The organism is Pseudoalteromonas sp. SWN29, from assembly GCF_015864465.1.
Classification (GTDB): Bacteria; Pseudomonadota; Gammaproteobacteria; order Enterobacterales; family Alteromonadaceae; genus Pseudoalteromonas.
In genome coordinates this window covers 37,913-60,973 of sequence record NZ_JADYXE010000008.1, presented here as the reverse complement: position 1 = coordinate 60,973, position 23,061 = coordinate 37,913, and the positions used below count along the sequence as shown (strand labels likewise).

The following is a 23,061-nucleotide window of genomic DNA, read 5'->3' as shown; positions in this document are numbered from 1 at the left end:
TGAAATGGCTAAAAACCTTAAGCTCACTGCGCTTGCATCTATCATTGTGCATTGCACGCAGCCTACGGGCTACCGCCGTGGTGGCATTGCACACCCAAGCGGAAAAAACACTATTGCAGCTATCGAGCTTACACAACAGCAGCTTGAAGCAATTGAAAATGATCCACGCTTATCGGTGCAAGTTGTACCGCTCGATGCGAGTACTGCGCAGAACCCACAGCTGGACGCAAATAACATGGGTGCAAATTTAGATGCCCCTAAACTTTATGCAAACGTTGATTACACCCAAGCGCCAATAGAGCTGCAACCCGTTATTGCATTAATGATTGATGCTCAAATGGAGATTAAGCCGATTGTCGAGCAGGTAGCTTATGAAGCGCCAGGCGAAACCGAGGGAGAGATAATCAAAGTTAAAGTGCCTGCGCTTACCCGTGATTTGGCTTGGCAATGGCTGCAAGAGGCAGCAAAAGCAGGCGAGGGCGAGTAAATGGCCTACGCAACGATAGCCGCAATGCAAAAGCGCTTTGGCGAGCAAGAACTTATTTATTTAAGTGAGCGCGAGGACACCCCCGCTGATGTAATTAATACCGCAGTTATTGAGCAGGCCATTACCGATGCAAGCGACATGATTAACGGCTATTTAGCTGGGCGTTATGAATTGCCGCTTGTAACGGTGCCTAACTTACTTGAGCAATTTTGTTGTGATATTGCCCGCTATAAATTAGGCACTAACGACACCCCAGAGCACATAGAAACTCGCTACAAGGACGCAGTTAAATTTTTAACCTCTGTAGCTAAAGGCGAGTTAAGCATAGGTGTAAACGCACTAGGCGAGGACGCAAAAGTGCAAAACACCGCCACCATAAAAAGCGCAGGCACTGTGTTTTCACGTGAAAAGTCAAAGGGGTTTATTTAATGTTTGAAATTACCACCGACTATTTTGCCGCTCAAAACCCACTTAAACAGGCACTTGAACAAGTACCAGGCATTAAGCGTGTTTATTTAAGCGACGAGTTAGCCGACGTAAAAGAAGACCGCCAAACAACCCCTAGTATTCACCTTATGTACTACGGCGATAACTTACCAGAGAGTAAAAACGCCGGCTATTTAATGCAGCTAACCCAAACATGGATTGTTGTACTGGTGGTGCGTAAGCAAGACACAAACGCAGGTGAGCACCTAACAAACATTATTCGTGCTATGGCAGGCAAAGTGCTTAACGGTACTGGGCCATGGCTTAGAGTAAACACCCCAGCTAAACCCCAATTCACCAAAGGCCATGCGTATTACCCGCTGGCTTTTACTTGTCAAATGAGACTTAAAGGAGCGCTTTAATATGAGCGACGGTATTTTACTAGCGGGCAACATTTTTGTAGACCGTTTAAACGAGCAAGGCGTAAGCACCGGCCAAATCTTTGGCCCAATTAACACCACTAAGCTAGGTATTAAAGCCGATGCCGATTCGGTTGTACGTACATCAAATAAAAAAGGCAGCAAAGGCCAAGCACTTGATGACGTAAAAATAGGTAAGCCAACGGTTGTTACGTGGGAGTTTGACGACCAGCCAGCCGAAATGATCGCGCTGGCGCTTATGGGCGATGTAGCTGCCATCAACGATGCAGCCGGTACATTAACCGATGAAGCTATAACAATGCCTGCAAATCAATCATGGGTTGCAGTACCTGGGCAAAACTTTACAAATGATGTAGTGGTAAAACAAGCCACTGTAACCTTGGCTGTCGGTGTTGATTACGAGTTTAACTTTGCGCTGGGCATGATACGCGCTATTAAAGGCGGTGCATTGGATGCTGGCGGCAGCATTACCGTAACAGGTAGTTACAACGCCCGCAGCGGTAAACGCATTAATGGTGCAACAGTATCGCAAACGCGCTTACGTATTTTTGGTGAAGGCACAAATTTAGCCAATGGTAAGCAAGTTAACTTTGAAATTTACGACACTTCAATGATGCCAACCTCTGAGCTTGATTTAGCAAGCAGTGAGTTTGTAACCGCTGCGCTTGAAGGAACAGCCAAACTGGTAACAGGCAAAAAAGAGCCGTACTACATTGACGAGCTAGACGCTGAATAAACCTCATAAAGCGTATTTATAAAGGGGCGTTCGTCCCTTTATCTCCCACATTTAAGCACTGTTTAAACTGAGTTGAAACCATGGCAAATAAAACCCTAGAATTAGCCCTACGCATTGTTGCCGAAGCCACAGGCAAGCAAAATATTGAGCAGCTAGTAACCGAGCTTGAAAATATTGAGCAAAGCGCAGATGCAGCTAATCCAGCAGCTAAAAGCCTCAGTGAATCGTTAGACAAAACCGACAACAGTGCAAAACAAACAGGTCAAACAGCAGGTAAACTTGCTAAAGAATTAGACGGGTTAGCTAATCAAGCTGATCTTATTCGTGCGTTTGAGCAGTCAAAGCAAAAATTAGAACAACAAGAAATTGCTACAACCGCTGCGGCGCTCGCCCTTGATAAACTTCAAGCCGAAGCTAAAAACACTGATAAGCCTTTTGTGCAGCTTGCACGCTCACTCGATGCCGCAGAAAAAGACCTAACACAAATGCGCACCGAGCTTACACAGCAAACAAGTAAGCACACGGCACTACAAAATGCTCTTAAAAAGTCAGACGTAGACACCAATAACCTACGCGCAGCCAAGCGCGATTTAGCAGCCCAGTTTGATAAAACAGGCCGCTCAGTTGATAAATTTAGCAATAACTTACGCATAGGAACTACAGCGCAGCGCACCCAAGCACAAAGCTTAGACGGCGTTATAGGTAAAGTAACCGCATTGGCTGCCGCTTATGTTGGCCTTGACCGTGTGGCTCAAGCAGTAACACAAGTGTTTACCACTGGCGATAAGTTTGAAAAGCTAGGCGTGCAAATGCAGGCGCTTATGGGCGGCATAGCTGGTGGAGAAAAAGCCACCGAGTGGGTAAAAGACTTTACTAAAAACACCCCATTGCAAATGGGTGAAGTAAGCCAGGCATTTGTAAAGCTTAAAGCCTTTGGCCTTGATCCAATGGATGGCACCATGCAAGCCATTACCGACCAAGCACTAAAGTTAGGCGGTGGTTTTCAAGAAGTCGAGGGCGTAAGCCTTGCATTAGGCCAAGCCTGGGCTAAACAAAAGTTACAAGGCGAAGAAATACTACAGCTAATTGAGCGCGGTATACCAGTATGGGAGCTATTAGAAAAAAGCACCGGTAAGAACACCGTTGAGCTGCAAAAGCTATCAAGTGCAGGCCAGTTAGGCCGTGATGTAATAAAAGGTTTAATAGATGAAATGGGTCGTGCGAGTGCTGGCTCAGCCGCAGCGCAAATGGCTCTCTTTAGCGGGCAAGTATCAAACGCTAAAGACAACATGGAGCAGTTTTATAACCTTATAGCGCAAAGTGGTGCTATGGACTGGTTAAAAGCCAATATAACAGCCCTTAACACTGAGTTTGCAGCCATGGCCGCAGATGGCCGCTTGCAAGAGTGGGCGCAAAAAATTAGTAATGTTATTGTAAGTACGGGCGAAGCAATTAAAGGCGCTGCAACAACACTGTACGAATATCGCGAAGAAATAGCCACCGTTGCTAAAGTGTGGCTTGCGCTAAAAGTAGGTAACTATTTTACAAGTGTAATAAGTGGTGCCACAACGGCAATCGCATCACTAAGAACCTATACAGCGGCCATTGGTGCAACCACTGTAGCCACTAACGCCGCAGGTATAGCCGCTGCAAAATGGAGCACAGCACTTAAAACGGTGGCTAAAGCGGGATTATACACTTGGTTAATTAGCGAACTAATTGAGGTTGGCTTTTTATATAAAGACTTACTTGTAGCCGAAGAAGCGCTACGTAAATCACAGCAGCAATCAGCGCAGCAAGCCCAGTTACTTACCGAAGAATTAAAATCGTTATCAAGTTCAACCGGCTTAGTTATTACCAACATGGCCGAGCTGGACGCGTTGATAGAGGCAGGCACATTAGTATGGGATGACGTAACCAACCGTTATGTAAATATTGAGTACCAGCAGCAAAAATTAGCCGAGTCCACAGCTAAAACCTTAGCAGCTGAAAAAGAACGCCAGGCATTTTTAAGCCTAACATTACCCGAAGCTGTAAAAACCATAGAGTCGTTACAGCAACAAGCCACTGCACTTGATGGTGTAACCGTAGGCGTAGACGGCTTTTTACAAAGTATAGAGTCGGCTCGTACTGCTATTATTGCCGCCGGTGAACAATACCAGGGCCAACTAGTTGTATTAGATGCACTAAAAGTTAAGTTTACTGAGCATGGCGAATTATTAGAGCGTCAAAAAATATTTGCAGGTGATGTGGGTAAAGCCTACGAGGCGCTGGGCTTAACCTCAGTTAAAGCGCTGGACGATACCGCAAACAAGCTACGTGCAGCTTATGAGTTAATGCAAGAATCTGAGCAGCCCTTAGCTATACAGCAACAAGCGTATTTAAAGTGGGCCGAAGCCGCAATAAAAGCCGCAGATGCTACCGACCAAACTGTACCCTCAAGTATTCAAGCCGCAGCTGCCGCGCTTGGGCTTACCGAAGAGCTAGACAAGCTGATAGAAAAGGCCAACGCACTTAAGCCAGTAACAGATACTAACAGCGATGCAGTAAACCGCTTTACGCGTGAACTAGAGCAAACCCGCGACGCAATTATTACTAATCAGCAAGTAATGGCAAGCAGCACTGCTACCGCTGAGCAAAAAGCCCAAGCCCAAGCAGCACTTACTATTCAGCAACAACGCTTAGCTGATCAAACAAACGATTTAACCCGAGTGCAGCAGTTAGAACTTGCAAGCCTGGGCGAATTACAGCGCCAACAAAGTAATGTAACCGCAGAGCTTGAGCGGTTAAATAGTCGTTATCAATCGGGCGCGTTAACGGCTCAAGAATACAATTACCAAAAAGAGCGTTTAAGCGATGTACTAGCCGTTGTAAATAATTTATTAGGTGACTTTAAAAACGCCCAAGATGCTGCAACCAACGCAACAAAAGCAGGAACGCAGGCCACAAAAGAGCAAGCCAGGGCAAGTGACTCTGCAACTAAAAGCCTACGTGAGCAAATAGGGCAATTAGATAATGTATCTCGCTCATATCAAAGTGCATCACAAAGCGCTCAAAGTTACTACAGTCAACGAAGCCAAACGTCAGGCGCAAGCGTTAGCCAAGTAGTCGATTATCAAGAAAATAATGGTCGAAATGCATATGACTTAGATACACCCGAGATTAGAGCCGAACGTAACAAAAGACAAAGAGCAGGTTATGAAACTGGGCATTTGGAGAAGTACCAAAGAAGTGTTGCATCCGCCAAAACGAATGCCGATTTAGATAAAATTTATAAAGAGCTTAACCAGCAGTTGAGCAAGTTAGGTACTGAGAATAAAAAGATAATTAATGATGCGATTAAAGCACGACGTGAAGCGTTAAAGCCCAGCAATAAAGTAAGTCAATCACAGGCTTACACGCCTAGCTATGCACCCACACAAACGTATACACCAAAAGTACCCACGTATTCGCAAAATAATACAAGCTCTAATCCGGCATCTAACAGCGCTTTAAACAGCTTGGCCTCAGTAGTAAAGGAGCTAACAGCCGCTTTAAAGGCCCAGCCAGTTACGAATGCTGGAAACAGTAACGCAGTCAAAACAGTGCGTTTAGAACTTGTGCTACCTGATAAACAACTCATTTATGGTGAATTTGAAGAACGCTTTTTACAAACATTAGAGCAACTGAGTAATACACAATGATAGTAATTAACGCCCAGCAATTAGATAACTTTGTTTGGTTAGACGAACTCGATTACAGCGCCGTTGCTGAGCAATCAGAACGTGCCCTAAATGGTGCGCAGCATATAGAAAAAACGATTATACCCGCTGGGCGCTCAATTAATTTATACAGTGACTTTGAGGCGGCCAGCGTGTTTAACCCGTTATTTGAACACGCCAACACAACGCTAACTCAGTTTGAAATAACAATACGCGGCACTGTATTTAATGTGGTGTGGGACCACAGCCAAAAGCCGGTAGAGGGTAAACCACATACGCATTTTTCAGACTCAGCACCTACCTATTTTCAAAACGTAAACCTACGTTTAAAAACTGTTTAAAGGCCCGATAATGCAAAGAACCGATTTAAAAATATTTAAGCCACAGCGCATAGGTAACGAGCTACACGCAGGCGGACACCGCACAAGCAACGCCATTGTTAGCGGCAAACTTAACGATGTGTTTAGCTCAATTAGTGACATTGACCATGCGCGTTCATCATTTGATTTGGTGAAGCTATACCCGGCGCTAAGCACTGACGATTCAAGCCGCCTGCAGGACGCGCACATATTCCTAAGCGACCAGCCAGATGATCCACTTGTAAATGTATTGCTGGTTGAATCAATCAAGCTGAAAGATACTGATTTAGTTAGCGATATGCTGCCTTTATTGGGCCTTGCTGATACCAAATTTCACGGGACTAGCACGCTAACTGCGGCAGTAGATAGCGAAGGGCAAGAGATTTCAATTGAATCAATTACCCGCTCACTAACACCGAGTGTTAAAGCAATAAACACTAAAGTAGGCTTAAAACCCGATGCAGAGCCCGCCTTTAGCACGTACAGAACCAAGCGTATTCAGAGTTTTGGTAACATAACTGAGGTTAATATACCTGTCCCGGATATGTTGAATGATGACCCTCATTTTTTTGCTGAATATCAATATACTCGTTACGGTGGTCACGGTAGCGTAGGAGGTGTTCGCTTAATTACTTTAACTAAAAAAATGACGCAGTCAGACCTCACGTTTGAAAATGGGATTGTGTCTGCTCAGCTTTTACAAGCGGTAACTAAAGGCCAATATTTTACGTTTAGCTATATGTCTAGCGAAGATATGCGCTTTCATTCTTTTACACAAAGCCAAAGTATAACGCTTGCGGCTAGCGAACAGGTTTTAAGAGGGTCAGTAAGGCTTAAAAAAGCGGGACTTGATAGTGTATTTAATGATGATGGGAATGGTAATTTCATTTCTGAAGGTTATGTTTTTGCAAAAATTGATTATGCAACTGGGTTAATAACAGAAGTTGATCCAGTTGATTACAATGGCACTGTTGAGAACAACTTAGGTGCAATCATTATAAAAGGTGATCGTGTAATAACTAAAAAGCAATGGCAATTACCAAATTCCAGCTTTGTTAGAGACTCACTTTACATTACGTTTGAAATAGCAACAGGCGCAACATTTAGCGCCTCAAGCGATTTGAGCGGTGCAATCACTGGCACTAATATTACAGGCACCGTAAGCGAAACAGGCTATGTTGATGTGGTGTTTTCAGAGGGAATAAAACCCGACTCAATTAGCTACGATTACAATGAGGTTGAAGTAACAACAGTACCATCACCGCAGGGCGAGTTCGACACATCAACATTACCTGGTGGTGGGACTGTAAATATATTTCATAATTTCAACCCAATAAGTGTGCAAAACAGAGAGCGCTCAACAGCGGCTACGCTAACCAACGGGCAAGTTGTTAATGTGTTATCTAATGCTGACTTTATTGATATTGTTGACAGCAAAGGAGCTAGTTTGTGGTCTGTAAGTGATGACAATTACAGCTACGATAAAGCAACAGGTGAAATAGCAATAAATGCAGGTATAAGCGCTTTTTCTGGCCCATTTATTATTACTGCAATCCAGTCTGAGCTTGCGTTAATTAATGGAATTGAAAGTAATAAGCTTAGCTTATTAACACCCCTTAGCCGTGCATACCCAGTTGGCGCAACAGTAAGCAGCGTGCAGGTATTAGGTGACTTTCAGGCTCAAACCAAAGATGAGCGCACATTAGCTGCTTGGCAAAACAATTTTGGTGATACAGGCGCGGCAGCATCAAGCGCTATTAACACAACTCAATACCCAATTGAATTAAGCAACATAGGCTCAATACCCCAGCGTTGGGCCATAGTTTTCACATCAACAACAGCTTACAACGTGATTGGGGAATCAGTAGGCAATATATACAGCGGTGATACGTTAAACGACTGCTCACCTATCAACAGCTTTGCAGGCGCTCCGTATTTTATTTTACGTAAAGAAGCATTTGGCGCGGGCTTAAACCCTGGTGAAGCGTTCTTATTTGAAACCCTCGGCGCAAGCAAGCCAATTATGGTTACACGCTCAGTATCACCCGGGCATTCAGACATAGTGCGTGACAATTCAACTTTAAGTTTTCGTGGAAATAAGGATTAAATTATGACTCAAGCAGTAACAGTTTATAGATGGGATGATGAAGGTGCACCGCAGTTAGATCTAAATAATGGCTCGATGTTGCAAGTGCTAAAAAAATGTTTGATAGATGGTTACGGAACCAAACAAGGCGCAGGCTGGGCATTGAATGAAATTTCAGCGGATAACAATAATATGATATTCAGTCCTGCAAGCCAAAACTGGTATTACTTACTTTATGATGATGCTAGAAATAGTTATTTGACAAATAAAGCAGCAATGATTGGCGCAATCGATGGGTGGACTGATATAGAAAATCCTGTTAGTTCTATTCATTATGAAGATTGGACTGGAAGGATATCAGAAGATAAAGGAGCGAATCAGTACTTAGATAAAAGAGGAGCAACATGGTGTTTAATTGCGACCAGCGAATGGTTTTATCTAATGCAAACAGGTGTAGCGTCAGGCACATCGGCAGCAGCATTTATCGGTCGTTTAGACTGTGCTGGGTTTGATATGGCTTATACGCTTATTGGGTATAATCCATATTGGCATGACAATGATTCTATTCAGTTTTTAAAGCCGGGCACAGATTACTTCTTTAGAAAAGTTAAAGTACCACTGTTGCTAGATCCAAACACAATGAGTTCTGGAGTTTTGAATTACTTATCACCAAATACTCATTTGGAAAAAAAACTAACCCCACAAGCATTAACCAGAATCGTTTGGCTTGACCTAGCATTCAAAAATGAATCTAACCAGCTAGTTGGGAGACTTCCTAATATTGAGTCAGCATATATATACAATAGCTCAATAGATATACCTGATAATTACTCAGTTATAGATGGCTATCTATTTTTTAATTCACTTCGATGGAAATTATCATAATGGATTTGTCTAAAAAATTATCACCAATATTTGAACTTTCATCGGTGTTAATTACATTTGAAATCAAAGGTGATCTAAAGAATTCAGATGATACAGCAAGTCAAAATCAGTTGATTGGGCTGTTAGATAAGTCATCATTTACTTTCGAAAACTTCACTATGACTGATTTAGATGGCAAGTTCAAATTGAATGTCAAGAGCCAAAGCACGGTTGTTGTAATGGCTTTCGATAGAACAGGTGGTTATATGCCAGCTGTGGTAGACGAGGTTGAGCCAATCGTGAAGTCATATCAAATAGCTAATTAGCTTAATGAAAAAACTGTATGCCAATATTAAAATTTACAGCGTTGAAAGAGAACCTTATAAGCCCTGTACTTATGAGTTCTGGTTCTGATAAAGAGTCAGAAATAATCCATATTAAGTTCACAGATTCAAAAAAAATACTTGTTAGCCCAGTTGAAATACATTTTGGTTTACATGATGACAATGGGCCAGTTGATCCAACGCTACCTTTTTTACAAGCTAATATCGGTATCGAGTCTGTTTTAAGCTGGTTTAACCCATCACTAATGACACAAAGTAAAACATTAGCATGTCAAACTCAGTCTGTTAAAGCCGAGTTTGAAACGGCTTTTAGCAACGCTGAATTAGTTCCTGTGGAATTTAATTTTGACTGGCAAGCCACCGCATTAGTCAAAGCACAAAACAGTGTTACATGGGGTAACAGTGGCTATATATCAAACGTTATTCAAATGCCCTATAAAATAATCACGGCGATTGAATACAACGAAGTAGACTTTAACTGGCTAACTCAGTTAAACATTGAACATACCGAGTTCAAACCGTACTGGAACAGCTCAGAATTACTAAAAATAGCGCGTGATCTGCATTGGCATGTACAGCCTATTTTAGAGTCACGTAACCTTGTTTTACACTACGGCCAAACAGATAAAGAATACATCTGCTATTGGCGTAATCACCCGTTCAAAGGTTATGTAAAGCTCGATTTTAACGCCCCGCATCAAGCCCGAACCGGTTATATAAAAATGCGCTTTAATGCACCCGATAAAGTGTGCTATTGGGGCCTGCCCGGTGGTTTAGTTCGCGGTGATGATGACGTACCAACAATAGACAGAAAAATACCTATTGAGCCTCAGATTAGGAATACATATATCATGCAGCCAACCATTAATTGCGTGCGTGTTTTAGACGACGTAAAAATACTAATTAGTAGCGTAAATTACTCAGTATCACGCAGCCAGTTTAGTGCTACGGGTAACCTTAAGTTTTGTTCTCGTATCGACTTTGAACGCGCCCTGGGCCAAGAGCTAAAAGTCTCAATAAACGGCTACGATTTTTATGTTATTTGTGAGCAGCCTAGCACTGCCAATCGCTTTGCAAATTCAAGTTATAGCGCAAGCTGTCGTGGTCGCTTTGCGTTGTTGTCGGCCCCATATGCTCGCGCAACAAACTACGCCAACCCAACGGCTAAAACGTTAGCGGGGATCATGTCTGATATTTTAGTAAATACAGGCTGGTCGCTCGATAATAAAATGATAGATTACCCAATACCAACAGGGGCATTTACTTATACTGATTTAACCCCAGCAGCTGCGCTTTTAAGTGTTGCTAAATCGGTAGGGGCAATGCTTGATATAGATAGCGCTAACAAAACTGTTTCAGTTATACCTGCTTGGCCTGTTATGCCTTGGGATACTGAAAACGCTATTTGTGATGTAATACTAAACGACTCAATAATACTTGAGCACAATACAAGCCAAACAATTAACCAAACGCATAACGCGGTATTTGTTCGCGGTGAGCAGCAAGGCGTAGCGTGTAAAATCAAACGTGCAGGAACGTTAGGCGATCAATTTTCAAGTGACGTAGTGGACTCATTGATAACAGATAACCAAGCAGCAAGGCAGCGCGGCTCATATGAACTTGCAAATAGTGGCAACAAACAGCAAAGCACTATACGCACAAAGTTACTAAACGACTTACCACCAATTAGACCAGGCATGTTAGTAGGTGTTACATATGCCAGCTCTACCTACAAAGCAACGTGCGACAATATGGATATAAGCGCAAGTATTAGCGAATCAGGCGCTATCACAGTAAGCCAAACTATAAAGGTGATCAGCAATGTCTAACACACTCAATCGCCTAGGCTCAGTACTCGATAGAACGCAGCGAACAATAGTGACAGTAGTTACAGTGAACTCAAACGGCACCACACACGTTCAATATAGTGACAGCAGTCAGAGTATTGTGTTGGGTGATAGCGTTGAATCAGGTGCGGCATACGTTGAAAATGGCCGTATTGTTGGTGCAGCTCCAACGTTGCCGTATACAGAAATAGAAGTTTAATTTAAAAATTTGTTAGATAAGGTGTTTAACTGCTGTTTTAAAATTGGCCAAAAGTAGCAATTGAGCAGATATATTTAATTATTTAGGCTCGGGCATTTCTTGTATTTACCCAACGTAACCCGCGCGAGTTACTTGGGTAATTAACATTTACCCAACGTAACCCGTGCGATTACCCAATTTTGGTCGGCGGCTACAGTGAGTTTATAAAAATGCCACAATTAGCAAATGATTAATTGGTTGGACCTCATCGAAAATTGCGGCTCTCTCAAAGCCTTTATAAATGCGGGTTTGAATGAGTTATCCACGGTTTCTGTGGATAACTCTGTTTATGAAACTTTAAGAACATCATCGGCACCAATGGTCTAGGGCGCTACAACGATTTCAAGCTTTTAAATCATTATTTTTAATTTGTTTAAAAACAATTGGTTATGTTTTTATGGCTAAAGGGTGTAACTCGATGAGTGAATTTTTTCGTAACGATAAATCAAGTCATGCCTTTGTGTAAAAAAGCACCAGATAACACAGTGTGTTTGTAATAAAAGTTATAAAAATGTGTTTTAATTGTTTTTTGGAGTGTTAAGGCTCTATTTTAACAAAAAGATGTAAAAATGAAGTTTTACTATTTTTTCGAATCTTTACTTCATTAATTACATCAATTGTAGTGATAAATCCGTGGCTTGAACTGCCTTGATGCTTTAAAATGATTCGTTCAGTAAAAGAGGCCTATTTATTCCATGCGCGCAATTTCAAAATCTCAGACTCGCCCAGATTTACTAAACGATCCCATTTTGCCTACATTAAAGACCATGACCATCCCGATGATATTCGGCATGATCACGCTAATGATGTTCAATATTGTAGATACCTTCTTTATAAGCTTACTTGGCACTGAGCCACTTGCTGCCGTCAGCTTTACGTTTCCGGTTACTTTTACCGTTATTAGCTTAGCAATAGGACTGGGTATTGGTACATCTGCGGTTATTGCTAAAGCACTCGGTAGTAATAAAATTGATGAAGCACGTTTTGATGCCAGCATTTCTTTAATGGTTGGTGTGGTTTTAGTTATTGTGTTGTCGTCGGTTGGGTATTTAATGATTGACCCAATATTTACTTTACTCGGAGCGGGCGCACAAGTATTACCGTTAATACACGAATACATGAATGTATGGTTTATTGGTAGCTTATTTTTAATAACCCCCATGATTGGTAATTCGGTACTGCGCGCCAGTGGTGATACAAAAACGCCAAGTATAGTAATGGGCGGAGCAGGGCTTATAAACGCGATACTTGACCCCATGTTGATATTTGGGTTTGGACCAATACCTGCCTTAGGTATTCAAGGTGCAGCCATAGCAAGTGTTATTGCATGGGCAGTCGCAGTAATTATTATTTTGTATATATTAATGTTTAAAAAGCGTTTGTTGAGCCTAAAAGCGGGCAAGCAAACGGTTGTTGGCGCTATTCGTAAAATATTAAAGATTGGTTTACCTGCAGCAGGTGCGAACATGCTTACACCGGTTGCAATGGCCGTAATGACCGCTATGGTTGCGCACCACGGCCCAGAGGCTGTAGCCGCATTTGGGGTAGGCAGCCGTATAGAATCTATTGCAAGTATATTAGTGCTTGCGCTATCTATGACTTTGCCGCCGTTTGTTAGCCAAAATTTTGGGGCTGGCAAATTGTGCCGCGTTAAAGAAGCGTACACAGGTACACTAAAATTTGTGATGGTATGGCAATTTGCTATTTACGTATTACTCATTGCATTTTCAGGCGTTATAAGCCAATTGTTTGGTAAAGAACAAGCCGTAATAGATGTAATTAAGCTCTTTATTTATACCATCCCGTTGAGCTATGGCTTACAAGGGGTGATCATATTATCAAACTCATCGTTTAATGCTTTACACAAACCAATGTACGCACTGGTTTTAAGTGTCATTCGGTTATTCATATTTTATGTACCATTTGCTTATGTAGGCAACGAAATAGCCGGATTATTAGGGCTGTTTATTGGCGCTGCTTTAGGTAACTTATTTACAGCAATAGTGGCGTATAAATGGTTTATGAAAAAACTAGAAACGCTGAGCGGCGAATCGTTACAGGAGTGCAATAATTGAGCGACCATTTTCAGTTAAAATCACATTTTAAACCAGCAGGCGATCAGCCAACAGCGATTAAACAGCTGTGCGAAGGCCTAGAAGCAGGGCTTGCACATCAAACATTATTAGGCGCCACTGGTACAGGTAAAACCTTTACCATGGCTAATATTATTAACGACTTAAACCGTCCAACAATAATAATGGCGCACAATAAAACACTTGCCGCGCAGCTATACGGAGAAATGAAAGAGTTTTTCCCTAAAAATGCGGTTGAGTATTTTGTATCGTATTATGATTACTACCAGCCAGAAGCCTATGTTGTATCAAGCGACACCTTTATTGAAAAAGATGCCTCAATAAACGAGCACATAGAGCAAATGCGTTTAAGTGCAACCAAAGCACTGCTTGAACGCCGCGACACCATTATTGTGGCGTCGGTATCGGCTATTTATGGTTTGGGCGACCCTAAGTCATATATGAAAATGATGCTGCTTTTAAAAGTGGGCGAAAAAGTAGATCAACGCGACATGCTACGTCGCCTTGCCGAAATACAATATACGCGTAACGACATAGATTTTAGCCGTGGTACGTATCGTGTACGCGGTGAAGTGGTTGATATATTTCCTGCAGAATCTAGCACCTTCGCAATTCGCGTAGAAATGTTTGATGACGAAATAGAGCGCTTAAGTATTTTTGATCCGCTTACTGGCGCCGTCGAAAAGCATATAGTACGCACCACTATCTATCCAAAAACACACTACGTTACCCCGCGTGAAAAAATACTCGGTGCTATCGATAAAATACAAGAAGAACTAAAAGATCGAAGAGCCCAGTTACTCAGTGCTAATAAATTAGTAGAAGAACAACGTGTAACACAGCGTACGCAATACGATATAGAAATGATGCGAGAGCTAGGTTATTGCTCTGGTATAGAAAACTACAGCCGCTATTTGTCGGGTCGTACGCCTGGCGATCCGCCGCCTACGTTACTTGATTATCTCCCAGACGACGCATTGATGATTATTGATGAATCGCACGTAACCGTATCGCAAATTGGCGCAATGTATAAAGGCGACAGAAGCCGTAAAGAAAACTTAGTTGAGTATGGCTTCAGAATGCCCTCTGCAATGGATAACAGGCCGCTGCGCTTTGAAGAATTTGAAGCTATTTCACCACAAACAATTTATGTATCGGCAACGCCAGGCGACTTTGAGTTAGACCGTTGTGTGGGCGCAATCGCAGAGCAAGTAATTCGTCCAACAGGACTGCTTGACCCACTTATTGAAGTGCGCCCAGTAGGCGATCAGGTAGACGACCTCCTATCAGAAATTTACAAAAGTGTAGAGAAGGGCGAGCGTGTACTTGTAACCACTTTGACCAAACGTATGTCGGAGGATTTAACCGATTACTTAAGTGAGCACGACGTAAAAGTGCGTTACTTACATTCAGACATAGACACAGTTGAACGGGTTGAAATTATTCGTGATTTACGTGCGGGTGTGTTTGATGTGTTAGTGGGTATTAACTTACTTCGAGAAGGCCTGGATATGCCAGAAGTGGCGCTAGTAGCCATACTTGATGCCGATAAAGAAGGTTTTTTACGCTCAGCGCGTTCAATTATTCAAACCATTGGTCGTGCTGCACGTCACTTAGATGGTCGCGCTATTTTATATGGCGACAGAATCACAAAATCGATGGCTAAGGCCATGGACGAAACAGCACGCAGACGCGAAATTCAGCATGCTTATAATATTGAACACGGTATAGAGCCGCATTCACTAGCCAAAAAGATTCTTGATGCGATGGATGTAGGCGAAGAAGCCGGCCCTAAAGATAACCTTAGACTTGTTCGTAAAGACTCTAAAAAGGTACTTAGCGCGAAAGAAATTACCGTGCAAATTAAGCAGCTTGAAACCAAAATGCATGCATACGCAAGCGATCTAGAATTTGAAAAAGCGGGCTCTGTTCGCGATGAAATACATGAACTACAACAACAGTTGATTAATTAAAAATGACAGCAAACTTTACTCCTCTTATTACTGCGCTTGAAGATGCGCCAATTTTAAAAAATGAACTGTGCCGTGTTTTTCATGGTCGAGGCCACAGTGTTGAGGCGTTGAGCCATATAAATTTAGACTTTTATCCGCCAAGTTTGTTTTTGGTTTCGTACGACGAAATTGACGAGCAAACACTAAGCGAGCTTACCGATGTTGTGTGGCAGTGGGCGCAAGCAAACCAGCCAGAACTTATTACGTCACTTGTGTATCAGCAACGCGCTGGTGTACAAAGCCAAAACACCGTGGTTTATGGGCAATTACCTAACCCGCATGTTGTAACCGAAAACGGCATTCGTTTTTTGGTTGATTTACAGAGCCGTCAAAATACCGGAATATTTCCCGATATGCGCAGCGGCCGTGAGTTTGTAATGGCTAATAGTAAGCATGGCAAAGTGCTTAATTTGTTTTCATATACGTGTGGGTTTTCGCTTGCAGCAATGCAAGGCGGGGCAGATCATGTAATGAACATGGATATGAGCAAAGGCGTACTTAAAGTAGGTAAGCAAAACCATCAACTAAACGGTTTTGAGCGCGGCGTGAGTTTTTTACCTCATGATATTTTAAAGTCGTTTGGAAAACTAAAAAAAGCAGCCCCGTTTGACTTAATAATAGTTGATCCGCCAAGCTTTCAAAAAGGCAGCTTTATATTAACTAAAGACTATCAAAAAGTGCTGCGCAGATTACCAGAGCTACTTTGCGACACAACACAATTGTTATTGTGTGCTAATAGCCCAGAGCTTAGTGAAGATGCGTTTAAAGTTTTAATAAATGAGCACACCGAAGGCGCAATTGAATTTGTTGAGCGCCTAGCCCCTACCGCACGCTTTATTGAAGTAGACAGCGACAGAAGCTTAAAAGCACTTATCTACAAAACGTCACAATCTGCTGATTAAATGAAGCTCAGCAAACGCCTAACTGCCATTGATACACTAATTTCGCAGCATCACGATATTATTTGGGATTGCTGCTGCGACCATGGTTATTTAGGCATGGCGCTACTAAAACGCGCAGCTGCAAACCAAGTCATTTTTGTTGATATAGTCGCCACTTTAATGGACGATTTAAGCGCGCAATTATCATCGATTAATAAATTACAAAAAAACTGTAATAAAAAACCGCAGTGGCAGGTCTTATGTCAGGACGTAGGCAAAATTGAAATTGCTCAAAGTAAAAGCCAAGTAGTTGTAATAGCAGGTGTTGGCGGTGAGCTGTTGTTAAGTTTAATACAACACATTATTGCTAATAATACCGTTGATAATTTGCAGAGTGTTCGTTTTATTTTATGCCCGGTGCACCACACTTATAAGTTACGAGCTGGTTTAAAGCAATTAGGTTTAGGGCTTGTAAGTGAGCAAATAGTTTACGACAACAAACGTTTTTATGAAGTGATTGAAGTGAGCTTTAGTAGCAATAATGAGATTAGTCATACCGGCAATAATATGTGGGATGTTAGTAGTGCAGAACACGCTATGTACCAACGGCAACTCATAAATCATTATAATAAAATGCTTAATAAAGATAAGCCATACTATCAAAAAGTTATAACAGACTATCAAGAACTCACCGATAGTTAAAAAAGCCCGAAAGTAGGGCGTACATGTGATCTAATTACGACATTGACGACGTAATGTGTTCATAGTTTATATCGCACAACGCGAGTTTATTTGGTTTATTTATGTCAGATAACAAGAGTCACATTAATCATTTGCTTAGCAATGAGCAAAAATGGCAACACAGTTACGAGCAACCTATTTATTATGCACCCCTCGTGCAATTGGCTAATAGTAGCTGGGTGGTGCCACAACACTTTTTACGCTACAAGCACACGCTTCAAAGCGTAAACGAAGTGCTTGAGAGTATTGAGTTTTCGGCTCACTTTAGAGTGCTAGCCGCACAAAAAGGTGAAGAAATTTACCTGCAAGTAGCAGTGCTCAGCCCCGATAACTACCAAAAAAGTGCATCTACAAATGAAGCCAAAGCTAAAAAACTGTTATTTGGTAGACGCTGGATAATAGAGCCAAACTTACCAACGTCAGAGCTTATTCAAACCGCATTTTTAGCGTTAAAAGTAGCGCGTGAGCATGAAGTAAGAGAGCTTTTTCAGTTAATGCAAAGCGGCGCAACAAGCACGCCATTTAATAACCATCACGACTTACCTGTAATGGCGCAAAACCCTGAGCTTGTTAAAAGCGCAAGTGCAAAAAGTCGTGTTGATGAAGTGCTTAAACGTATTGTATTTGCAGGAAAAAGTATTGAGCTTAAAAGCCAGCAGCAAGTAGCTGAGCAACATTTATATACCGTTGAGCTTTTATGTGAGGGTTGCCAACTTAGCGAGTTTAATAACAAAACTATTTCGTTTTTAACAGCAGACTCATCTGCTAATAGTTTTTTACATGGCTTAATTACGGCATTAGTAGCTACAAGTAATGACTACGTGAACGAGCAATTTAAGTACAAAGGTTTTGCACGCTTTAGTAAGCACGTTGTGGTTGAACAAATAGGTAACTTAAGTATCGCTATGCGCTCGCCAAGTACCTTAGGGCTGTGCTCTATGGGTAAGCAACATGCTAACCAGTTAAACTTTGAGATAGACAGCGGGCGAGCACCACAGGGATGCGGGCAAGCTATTGGTGGCTTTTTAGCTGCACATGGTATTGAGCAGCCAGAAAACGCGCATTTATATCCAAATTATTTATAACAATTTAAAGCTTATTAATTTCATCTTTAACGCTAAAGCTTGAATCAGTAACAATAGCCTCAAGTGTTTGTACACGCTCTTTTAATGCAAGCACTTGTGCATTTGTTTCAGCTAATTGTTTATGGGCATCGCTGTTGTTGTTTTGCATTTTATGCTTAAACTCAAGATGCTTTTTATACATATCGTAAACCACTCCTGAGCCAACCGAAATTAGCACAATAAGTACAATCATCGTAGTTCCAGACATAACCTCATTCCTTATCATTTTATTATTCGTTTATGGTTAAAGTATAACCTTTAAGCGCTTTTGATAAAGCTGACAATTGTAACTTAATTTGTATACTTTACTTAAGCTCAGGTTTGAGCGTGTTCATCATTTATACACTTTAGATATTGTTTAATGGCTGCATAGCCACCATATAATAAACATACTTTAGCCAATACAGTGAGTTGCCATGTTAAATAATAAAATACCTCCCGTTATTGTTGTGCTGTTTTTTGCAGGCATAATGGCGCTTATTGCGCATTATAGTGTTATTGATTTCACCGCATTTATTACCTACTTAGCAGCAAGTTTGCTCATTATAGGGTGTGTTTTTTGTATTGCAGGGGTGGTTAGTTTTAAAATAGCAAACACCACCGTAAACCCTAATAAACCTGAGCAAGCGTCAAAACTTATTACGAGCGGCATTTATCGGATTTCGCGTAACCCAATGTATGTAGGCTTTGCATTTATTTTAGCAGGGTGGGGTATTTGGTTAAGCTCATTGTGGGCACTTTTATGTATTATAGGGTTTATTGCGTATTTAACGTTGTTTCAAATAATACCTGAGGAGCGTGCGCTCACTAAATTATTCGGTGAAGAGTTTACCGCTTACAAAGCGCGCGTAAAACGTTGGTTGTAGGTTATACCAATCAGATAAAGCTAAATAAACAAAAAAGGCTATCGATGATAGCCTTTTTTGTTTGTAGCAACTGTATTACTAATTAATTGCTGCTTATTCGTATTCTAACGGGTCTGTAATGTTATTTAGGGCAAATGCTTCAAGACGTTCTTGGCACGCGCCACATTTACCACAGGCCTTTTCACGGCCGTTATAACAAGTCCACGTTTGGCTGTAATCTAAACCCATTTCAATACCGTCGGTTAAAATACCAATTTTAGTATTGTTTAAGTATGGGCTAAAAATTTCTACAGCGTCGTAGTTAGCAATACGACAAACGTCATCCATTTTTTGCACAAATTCAGGACGGCAGTCAGGGTAAATAGCATGATCCCCAGAGTGAGCGCCGTAATAAACTTGGCCAGCTTTAAGTGATACCGCGTAACCAACAGCAAGCGAGAGCAAAATCATATTACGATTAGGTACAATCGTACTTTTCATGCTTTCTTCTTCGTAATGGCCTTCAGGTACATCAATATCATCAGTAAGTGATGAGCCACCAATAAGTTGGTTAATCGCCGAAATATCAACAATTTTGTGCGGAACGTTTAATTTTTCGCACACACTTGCCGCCACTTTAAGCTCTTTTACATGACGCTGACCATAGTCAAATGATAGGGCATATACATCATGGCCTTGTTGCAGGGCTTTATTTAATACGGTAAATGAGTCCATACCGCCGGAATAAATAACAACTACTTTTTGCGTCATATCTGTTTTGCTCTTAGTTTTAATAGAGGTTTATATCAGGGCGCGATATACTACACGGCCGCAGCTTAAATAACAATTTTTGCACAGCGCTTTTTGGTTTTTTAATAGTAGCAATTTGGCTGCTAGGTAGTAAGTGAGATCTCTTTTGTACAAAATTAATGAAGTGTTTGAAACCATTCAAGGTGAAGCTAGCTTTACTGGCACACCCTCAATATTTTTACGCCTGCAAGGCTGCCCTGTAGGCTGCTCTTGGTGCGACACTAAACAAACCTGGGATGTTGATAATGTATATAAAGTATCGCTGGATGAAACCGTAGAAAAAAAAGCCGACTCAGATCATTGGGCTAACGCCAGTGCAGAGCAAATTTTAGCGTTGTTTCAATCGCGTGGTTATACCGCAAAGCACGTAGTAATTACCGGCGGCGAGCCATGCATGTTTGATTTAAACCCAGTATGTAACTTATTACATGAACACGGCTTTAGCACACAAATAGAAACCAGCGGCACGTTTGAAATACTCGCCCCAGAGCAAACATGGGTAACGGTATCGCCAAAAATTAATATGCGCGGCGGTTACGAAGTACTTACCAGCACCATGAAGCGCGCAAACGAAATTAAACACCCCGTAGCTATGCAAAAGCACGTAGAAGAGCTCGAAGCGTTATTTGCTAAAACAGGTGTTAATCCAAAGCTTGTTTACTTACAGCCAATTAGCCAAAAAGTATCAGCAACCAAACTTGCAATCGACACCTGTATTGCCAAAAACTGGCGCCTATCAATACAAGTACACAAGTATTTAGGAATTAGTTAAATAGTAGTTTAAAGTTATAGTACGTAGGTTGGGTAGAGCGTAGCGAAACCCAACGAATCTTCAATCCCACACCGTTTTATAACAACGCTCTATAATATTTAAATACGTAGGTCGTGTACTTAGCTCGGATAAGCGAAGCGCCATCCGACAACCCTGTACTTTATAGCCTGAACTTTATAACCTAAGATTACATCTACCCTAAAGCTCATATCTTCTTCGCTAATAGCCGTAACTAGTTTACTATGCGCGACTTAAAAATATTCTACTACTTATTACTAGGCTTATATGTCCGCAAATGCGCTTTACACCGACCTTTCTGATTACTACGACTTAATGTGCGCAGATATAGATTATCAAGCCCAAAGTAATTCTATTCGCAGGCTGCACCAAATTTTTGGCAATGGCGGGAATACTCATCTCGATTTAGCCTGTGGCACCGGCCCGCATGTACGTCATTTTATTGATAACGGCTATAAAAGTAGTGGCCTTGACTTAAACCAACCAATGCTAGATAAAGCAAAAAGGCGCTGCCCAGAAGCGCAATTTTCGTTGCAAAACATGAGTGAGTTTAAGGTAGCCGAGCACTTGGATTTAATTACCTGCTTTTTGTATTCACTGCATTACTGCGACGGCATTAAAAAGCTAAAAGAGTGCCTGGCTAGCGTACACAATGCATTAAATGCAGGTGGAATATTTTGCTTTAACACCGTTGATAAAAACAAAATCGACAGCGATTCATTTGTAGAGCACACCGCAACTAGTGAAAATAGCTTATTCACATTTAGATCTGGCTGGCACTACAGCGGCACAGGCAATAAACAGCTATTAAAACTCAACATAGAAAAAACCACCGCAGACAAAACACTCGTATGGCACGACGAGCACCCAATGGTCGCTTTTAGTTATACCGAGCTTAAAGAAGCCTTAAAGGCGTACTTCGAAATCCATATATTTGAACATGACTACGACAAAATAACCCCATGGGCACAGCGCTCAGGCAACGCTATTTTTGTCTGCGTAAAAATTTAAGTTAAACACTCATAAAGAAGAGATAAAAGGTTGGGTAGAGCGCAGCGAAACCCAACGAGCTCCAACGAACCTCCAATACCCACGCCTTAATACCTCGCATTATATATTTAAAAACGTAGGTCGGATAAGCGAAGCGCCATCCGACACAGTAACGTATTTGAGTTTCTGCAAATATAAACAGCTAATTAATTATGATGTATGAAGTCAATATTTTACCCCTTTTGCTTTCACCCCTTTGGTTTTAAAACAGTGGCCAAATTTTATTGACCACTACAATAACCTTATGTTGGCTAGGTGGGTCGATCAGAGTGATTATTTCTTATAGTTTTATTCTTTTAGGCAATATTTTACTCGAATATTTCAACGCTGTAATCCAAGCTAAAGTTGTTAATTTTAGCTTACCTTTTTCCGCCTTTATAAGCATTTTATGACTTCTACAATAAAGAGATATGCACAAATGAACAAAAATCACTTAATAGCACTTTTATTGCTTTTATTGCTTTCATTGCTAGGGTGTACATCAAGCCCCAAAAAAGATGATAATAAATACTATTTCAATACTAATATTGCACAAAACAACGTTAAAGAATTTTCAATTTCTAAAGAGTTTAAAGAACGAAATAAGCAAAAATCTTCTAGTCGTGAAGGAAAAAGGGGTGGTGGACGTGAAGGTAGAAAGGGTGGTGGGCGTGGAGATCGAAATCAAAATAGTGACCAGACAGGAACAGATAAAAGCAGTGAATTTTATATTCAATTAGAAGTCGCATTAGAAAAAGAATTAGCAAGCAGCAAGTATTGTACTTCAGGTTATTCAGAAATTGAACGACACAGTAGCGAAGGTTTTTATTCAATTCACGGACGATGCAACGAATTAAAGAAATGAATCAAAAACTTAGTTCATATTAATTAAAGCGCTTGAAGTTAATAAAACTTGTCTTCAAGCGAATGTATGAAATGGTTTAAAAAACTGTCAACAATACGCAGTAGGTGAGTCTTATTAGGGACTAGTGGAACGGCTATAGCTCTTTCTAGGCAGTCAAAGTATGAAGTCAAAATTTGATTCCTTTGGTTTTTAAGACAAACAACGTAGGTTGGGTAGAGCATAGCGAAACCCAACAAACCTCCAATACCCACGCCCCCAATACCCCCACATTATATATTTGAAAACGTAGGTCGGATAAGCAAAGCGCCATCCGACATAGTAACGTATTTGAGTTTCGGCGAAT

The 23,061-nt window shown here is 41.3% G+C and carries 22 protein-coding genes; 20 read left to right on the top strand and 2 right to left on the bottom strand.

Annotated features, from left to right (window positions below):
* Positions 1-4 precede the first annotated feature (4 nt).
* The 16 genes from I6F53_RS04700 to I6F53_RS04625 all read left to right on the top strand — a co-directional run bounded on the left by I6F53_RS04700 (position 5) and on the right by I6F53_RS04625 (position 18,340).
* A complete protein-coding gene (locus tag I6F53_RS04700; protein ID WP_197238667.1) occupies positions 5-487 on the top strand; it encodes an HI1506-related protein in 483 nt (160 codons plus the stop codon).
* Positions 488-916 (top strand): gp436 family protein, encoded by a 429-nt coding sequence (locus tag I6F53_RS04695; protein WP_197238666.1) that lies wholly within the window; start codon positions 488-490, stop codon positions 914-916.
* Positions 916-1,335, top strand: coding sequence for a phage tail terminator protein (locus I6F53_RS04690; RefSeq protein WP_008172265.1), 420 nt, complete (start codon positions 916-918; stop codon positions 1,333-1,335). Before I6F53_RS04695 ends, I6F53_RS04690 begins: the two co-directional genes overlap by 1 nt.
* Before the next feature lies 1 nt (position 1,336).
* Positions 1,337-2,089, top strand: coding sequence for a hypothetical protein (locus I6F53_RS04685; RefSeq protein ID WP_197238665.1), 753 nt, complete (start codon positions 1,337-1,339; stop codon positions 2,087-2,089).
* A gap of 80 nt (positions 2,090-2,169) precedes the next feature.
* Positions 2,170-5,772: a tape measure protein gene (locus I6F53_RS04680; RefSeq protein WP_197238663.1), complete on the top strand. Its 3,603-nt coding sequence runs from the start codon at positions 2,170-2,172 to the stop codon at positions 5,770-5,772.
* Entirely contained in the window at positions 5,769-6,131 is a 363-nt protein-coding gene (locus tag I6F53_RS04675; protein ID WP_197238662.1) for a hypothetical protein, read from the top strand. Before I6F53_RS04680 ends, I6F53_RS04675 begins: the two co-directional genes overlap by 4 nt.
* 10 nt (positions 6,132-6,141) lie before the next feature.
* On the top strand, positions 6,142-8,256 hold the full coding sequence (locus I6F53_RS04670; RefSeq protein ID WP_197238661.1) for a hypothetical protein: 2,115 nt from the start codon (positions 6,142-6,144) through the stop codon (positions 8,254-8,256).
* Between the two features lie 3 nt (positions 8,257-8,259).
* Positions 8,260-9,120, top strand: coding sequence for a hypothetical protein (locus I6F53_RS04665; protein ID WP_197238659.1), 861 nt, complete (start codon positions 8,260-8,262; stop codon positions 9,118-9,120).
* Entirely contained in the window at positions 9,120-9,425 is a 306-nt protein-coding gene (locus tag I6F53_RS04660) for a hypothetical protein (RefSeq protein WP_197238658.1), read from the top strand. The genes I6F53_RS04665 and I6F53_RS04660 overlap by 1 nt, the downstream gene beginning before the upstream one ends.
* A 17-nt stretch (positions 9,426-9,442) precedes the next feature.
* Positions 9,443-11,272 carry a hypothetical protein gene (locus tag I6F53_RS04655; RefSeq protein ID WP_231616538.1) on the top strand — a complete coding sequence of 610 codons (1,830 nt, stop codon included), beginning with the start codon at positions 9,443-9,445 and terminating at the stop codon, positions 11,270-11,272.
* Positions 11,265-11,489, top strand: coding sequence for a hypothetical protein (locus tag I6F53_RS04650; RefSeq protein ID WP_197238657.1), 225 nt, complete (start codon positions 11,265-11,267; stop codon positions 11,487-11,489). Before I6F53_RS04655 ends, I6F53_RS04650 begins: the two co-directional genes overlap by 8 nt.
* A gap of 734 nt (positions 11,490-12,223) precedes the next feature.
* Complete coding sequence (locus tag I6F53_RS04645) at positions 12,224-13,603, top strand: MATE family efflux transporter (RefSeq protein ID WP_166421067.1); 1,380 nt, start codon at positions 12,224-12,226, stop codon at positions 13,601-13,603.
* Positions 13,600-15,594: an excinuclease ABC subunit UvrB gene (gene uvrB, locus I6F53_RS04640; RefSeq protein ID WP_197238655.1), complete on the top strand. Its 1,995-nt coding sequence runs from the start codon at positions 13,600-13,602 to the stop codon at positions 15,592-15,594. The genes I6F53_RS04645 and uvrB overlap by 4 nt, the downstream gene beginning before the upstream one ends.
* 2 nt (positions 15,595-15,596) lie before the next feature.
* Positions 15,597-16,535 (top strand): class I SAM-dependent methyltransferase, encoded by a 939-nt coding sequence (locus I6F53_RS04635; protein ID WP_197120008.1) that lies wholly within the window; start codon positions 15,597-15,599, stop codon positions 16,533-16,535.
* Positions 16,536-17,216, top strand: a complete 681-nt coding sequence (locus I6F53_RS04630; protein WP_165740059.1) for a tRNA (adenine(22)-N(1))-methyltransferase — start codon at positions 16,536-16,538, stop codon at positions 17,214-17,216. It abuts the gene before it with no gap.
* A 101-nt stretch (positions 17,217-17,317) separates the two neighbouring features.
* Positions 17,318-18,340, top strand: a complete 1,023-nt coding sequence (locus tag I6F53_RS04625) for a hypothetical protein (RefSeq protein WP_197238654.1) — start codon at positions 17,318-17,320, stop codon at positions 18,338-18,340.
* A gap of 4 nt (positions 18,341-18,344) precedes the next feature.
* Here I6F53_RS04625 and I6F53_RS04620 read toward each other — a convergent pair whose 3' ends face one another.
* The gene (locus I6F53_RS04620) at positions 18,345-18,587 is read right to left on the bottom strand and encodes a hypothetical protein (protein WP_007583900.1); all 243 of its coding nucleotides are present in this window, start codon (positions 18,585-18,587) and stop codon (positions 18,345-18,347) included.
* Positions 18,588-18,795: 208 nt separating this feature from the next.
* On the opposite strand from I6F53_RS04620, the gene I6F53_RS04615 reads away from it, so the two are divergent.
* On the top strand, positions 18,796-19,245 hold the full coding sequence (locus I6F53_RS04615) for a methyltransferase family protein (RefSeq protein ID WP_197238653.1): 450 nt from the start codon (positions 18,796-18,798) through the stop codon (positions 19,243-19,245).
* Positions 19,246-19,338: 93 nt separating this feature from the next.
* Here the strand turns inward: I6F53_RS04615 and queC are convergent, their stop codons facing one another.
* Entirely contained in the window at positions 19,339-19,995 is a 657-nt protein-coding gene (gene queC / locus I6F53_RS04610; RefSeq protein WP_007583902.1) for a 7-cyano-7-deazaguanine synthase QueC, read from the bottom strand.
* A 145-nt stretch (positions 19,996-20,140) separates the two neighbouring features.
* Here queC and queE point away from each other — a divergent pair, with 145 nt between their 5' ends.
* The 3 genes from queE to I6F53_RS04595 all read left to right on the top strand — a co-directional run bounded on the left by queE (position 20,141) and on the right by I6F53_RS04595 (position 22,718).
* Complete coding sequence (gene queE / locus I6F53_RS04605; protein WP_197238729.1) at positions 20,141-20,806, top strand: 7-carboxy-7-deazaguanine synthase QueE; 666 nt, start codon at positions 20,141-20,143, stop codon at positions 20,804-20,806.
* Between the two features lie 285 nt (positions 20,807-21,091).
* Positions 21,092-21,835 (top strand): class I SAM-dependent DNA methyltransferase, encoded by a 744-nt coding sequence (locus I6F53_RS04600; RefSeq protein ID WP_197238651.1) that lies wholly within the window; start codon positions 21,092-21,094, stop codon positions 21,833-21,835.
* A gap of 457 nt (positions 21,836-22,292) precedes the next feature.
* Positions 22,293-22,718: a hypothetical protein gene (locus tag I6F53_RS04595; protein WP_197238650.1), complete on the top strand. Its 426-nt coding sequence runs from the start codon at positions 22,293-22,295 to the stop codon at positions 22,716-22,718.
* Positions 22,719-23,061 lie beyond the last annotated feature (343 nt).

Excerpts from the sequence above, each read along its gene's own strand:
- I6F53_RS04700 (WP_197238667.1), top strand. The coding sequence starts at position 5 with ATGGCTAAAAACCTTAAGCTCACTGCGCTTGCATCTATCATTGTGCAT.
- I6F53_RS04695 (WP_197238666.1), top strand. The coding sequence starts at position 488 with ATGGCCTACGCAACGATAGCCGCAATGCAAAAGCGCTTTGGCGAGCAA.
- I6F53_RS04690 (WP_008172265.1), top strand. The coding sequence starts at position 916 with ATGTTTGAAATTACCACCGACTATTTTGCCGCTCAAAACCCACTTAAA.
- I6F53_RS04685 (WP_197238665.1), top strand. The coding sequence starts at position 1,337 with ATGAGCGACGGTATTTTACTAGCGGGCAACATTTTTGTAGACCGTTTA.
- I6F53_RS04680 (WP_197238663.1), top strand. The coding sequence starts at position 2,170 with ATGGCAAATAAAACCCTAGAATTAGCCCTACGCATTGTTGCCGAAGCC.
- I6F53_RS04675 (WP_197238662.1), top strand. The coding sequence starts at position 5,769 with ATGATAGTAATTAACGCCCAGCAATTAGATAACTTTGTTTGGTTAGAC.
- I6F53_RS04670 (WP_197238661.1), top strand. The coding sequence starts at position 6,142 with ATGCAAAGAACCGATTTAAAAATATTTAAGCCACAGCGCATAGGTAAC.
- I6F53_RS04665 (WP_197238659.1), top strand. The coding sequence starts at position 8,260 with ATGACTCAAGCAGTAACAGTTTATAGATGGGATGATGAAGGTGCACCG.
- I6F53_RS04660 (WP_197238658.1), top strand. The coding sequence starts at position 9,120 with ATGGATTTGTCTAAAAAATTATCACCAATATTTGAACTTTCATCGGTG.
- I6F53_RS04655 (WP_231616538.1), top strand. The coding sequence starts at position 9,443 with ATGCCAATATTAAAATTTACAGCGTTGAAAGAGAACCTTATAAGCCCT.
- I6F53_RS04650 (WP_197238657.1), top strand. The coding sequence starts at position 11,265 with ATGTCTAACACACTCAATCGCCTAGGCTCAGTACTCGATAGAACGCAG.
- I6F53_RS04645 (WP_166421067.1), top strand. The coding sequence starts at position 12,224 with ATGCGCGCAATTTCAAAATCTCAGACTCGCCCAGATTTACTAAACGAT.
- I6F53_RS04635 (WP_197120008.1), top strand. The coding sequence starts at position 15,597 with ATGACAGCAAACTTTACTCCTCTTATTACTGCGCTTGAAGATGCGCCA.
- I6F53_RS04630 (WP_165740059.1), top strand. The coding sequence starts at position 16,536 with ATGAAGCTCAGCAAACGCCTAACTGCCATTGATACACTAATTTCGCAG.
- I6F53_RS04625 (WP_197238654.1), top strand. The coding sequence starts at position 17,318 with ATGTCAGATAACAAGAGTCACATTAATCATTTGCTTAGCAATGAGCAA.
- I6F53_RS04620 (WP_007583900.1), bottom strand. The coding sequence starts at position 18,587 with ATGTCTGGAACTACGATGATTGTACTTATTGTGCTAATTTCGGTTGGC.
- I6F53_RS04615 (WP_197238653.1), top strand. The coding sequence starts at position 18,796 with ATGTTAAATAATAAAATACCTCCCGTTATTGTTGTGCTGTTTTTTGCA.
- queC (WP_007583902.1), bottom strand. The coding sequence starts at position 19,995 with ATGACGCAAAAAGTAGTTGTTATTTATTCCGGCGGTATGGACTCATTT.
- I6F53_RS04600 (WP_197238651.1), top strand. The coding sequence starts at position 21,092 with ATGTCCGCAAATGCGCTTTACACCGACCTTTCTGATTACTACGACTTA.
- I6F53_RS04595 (WP_197238650.1), top strand. The coding sequence starts at position 22,293 with ATGAACAAAAATCACTTAATAGCACTTTTATTGCTTTTATTGCTTTCA.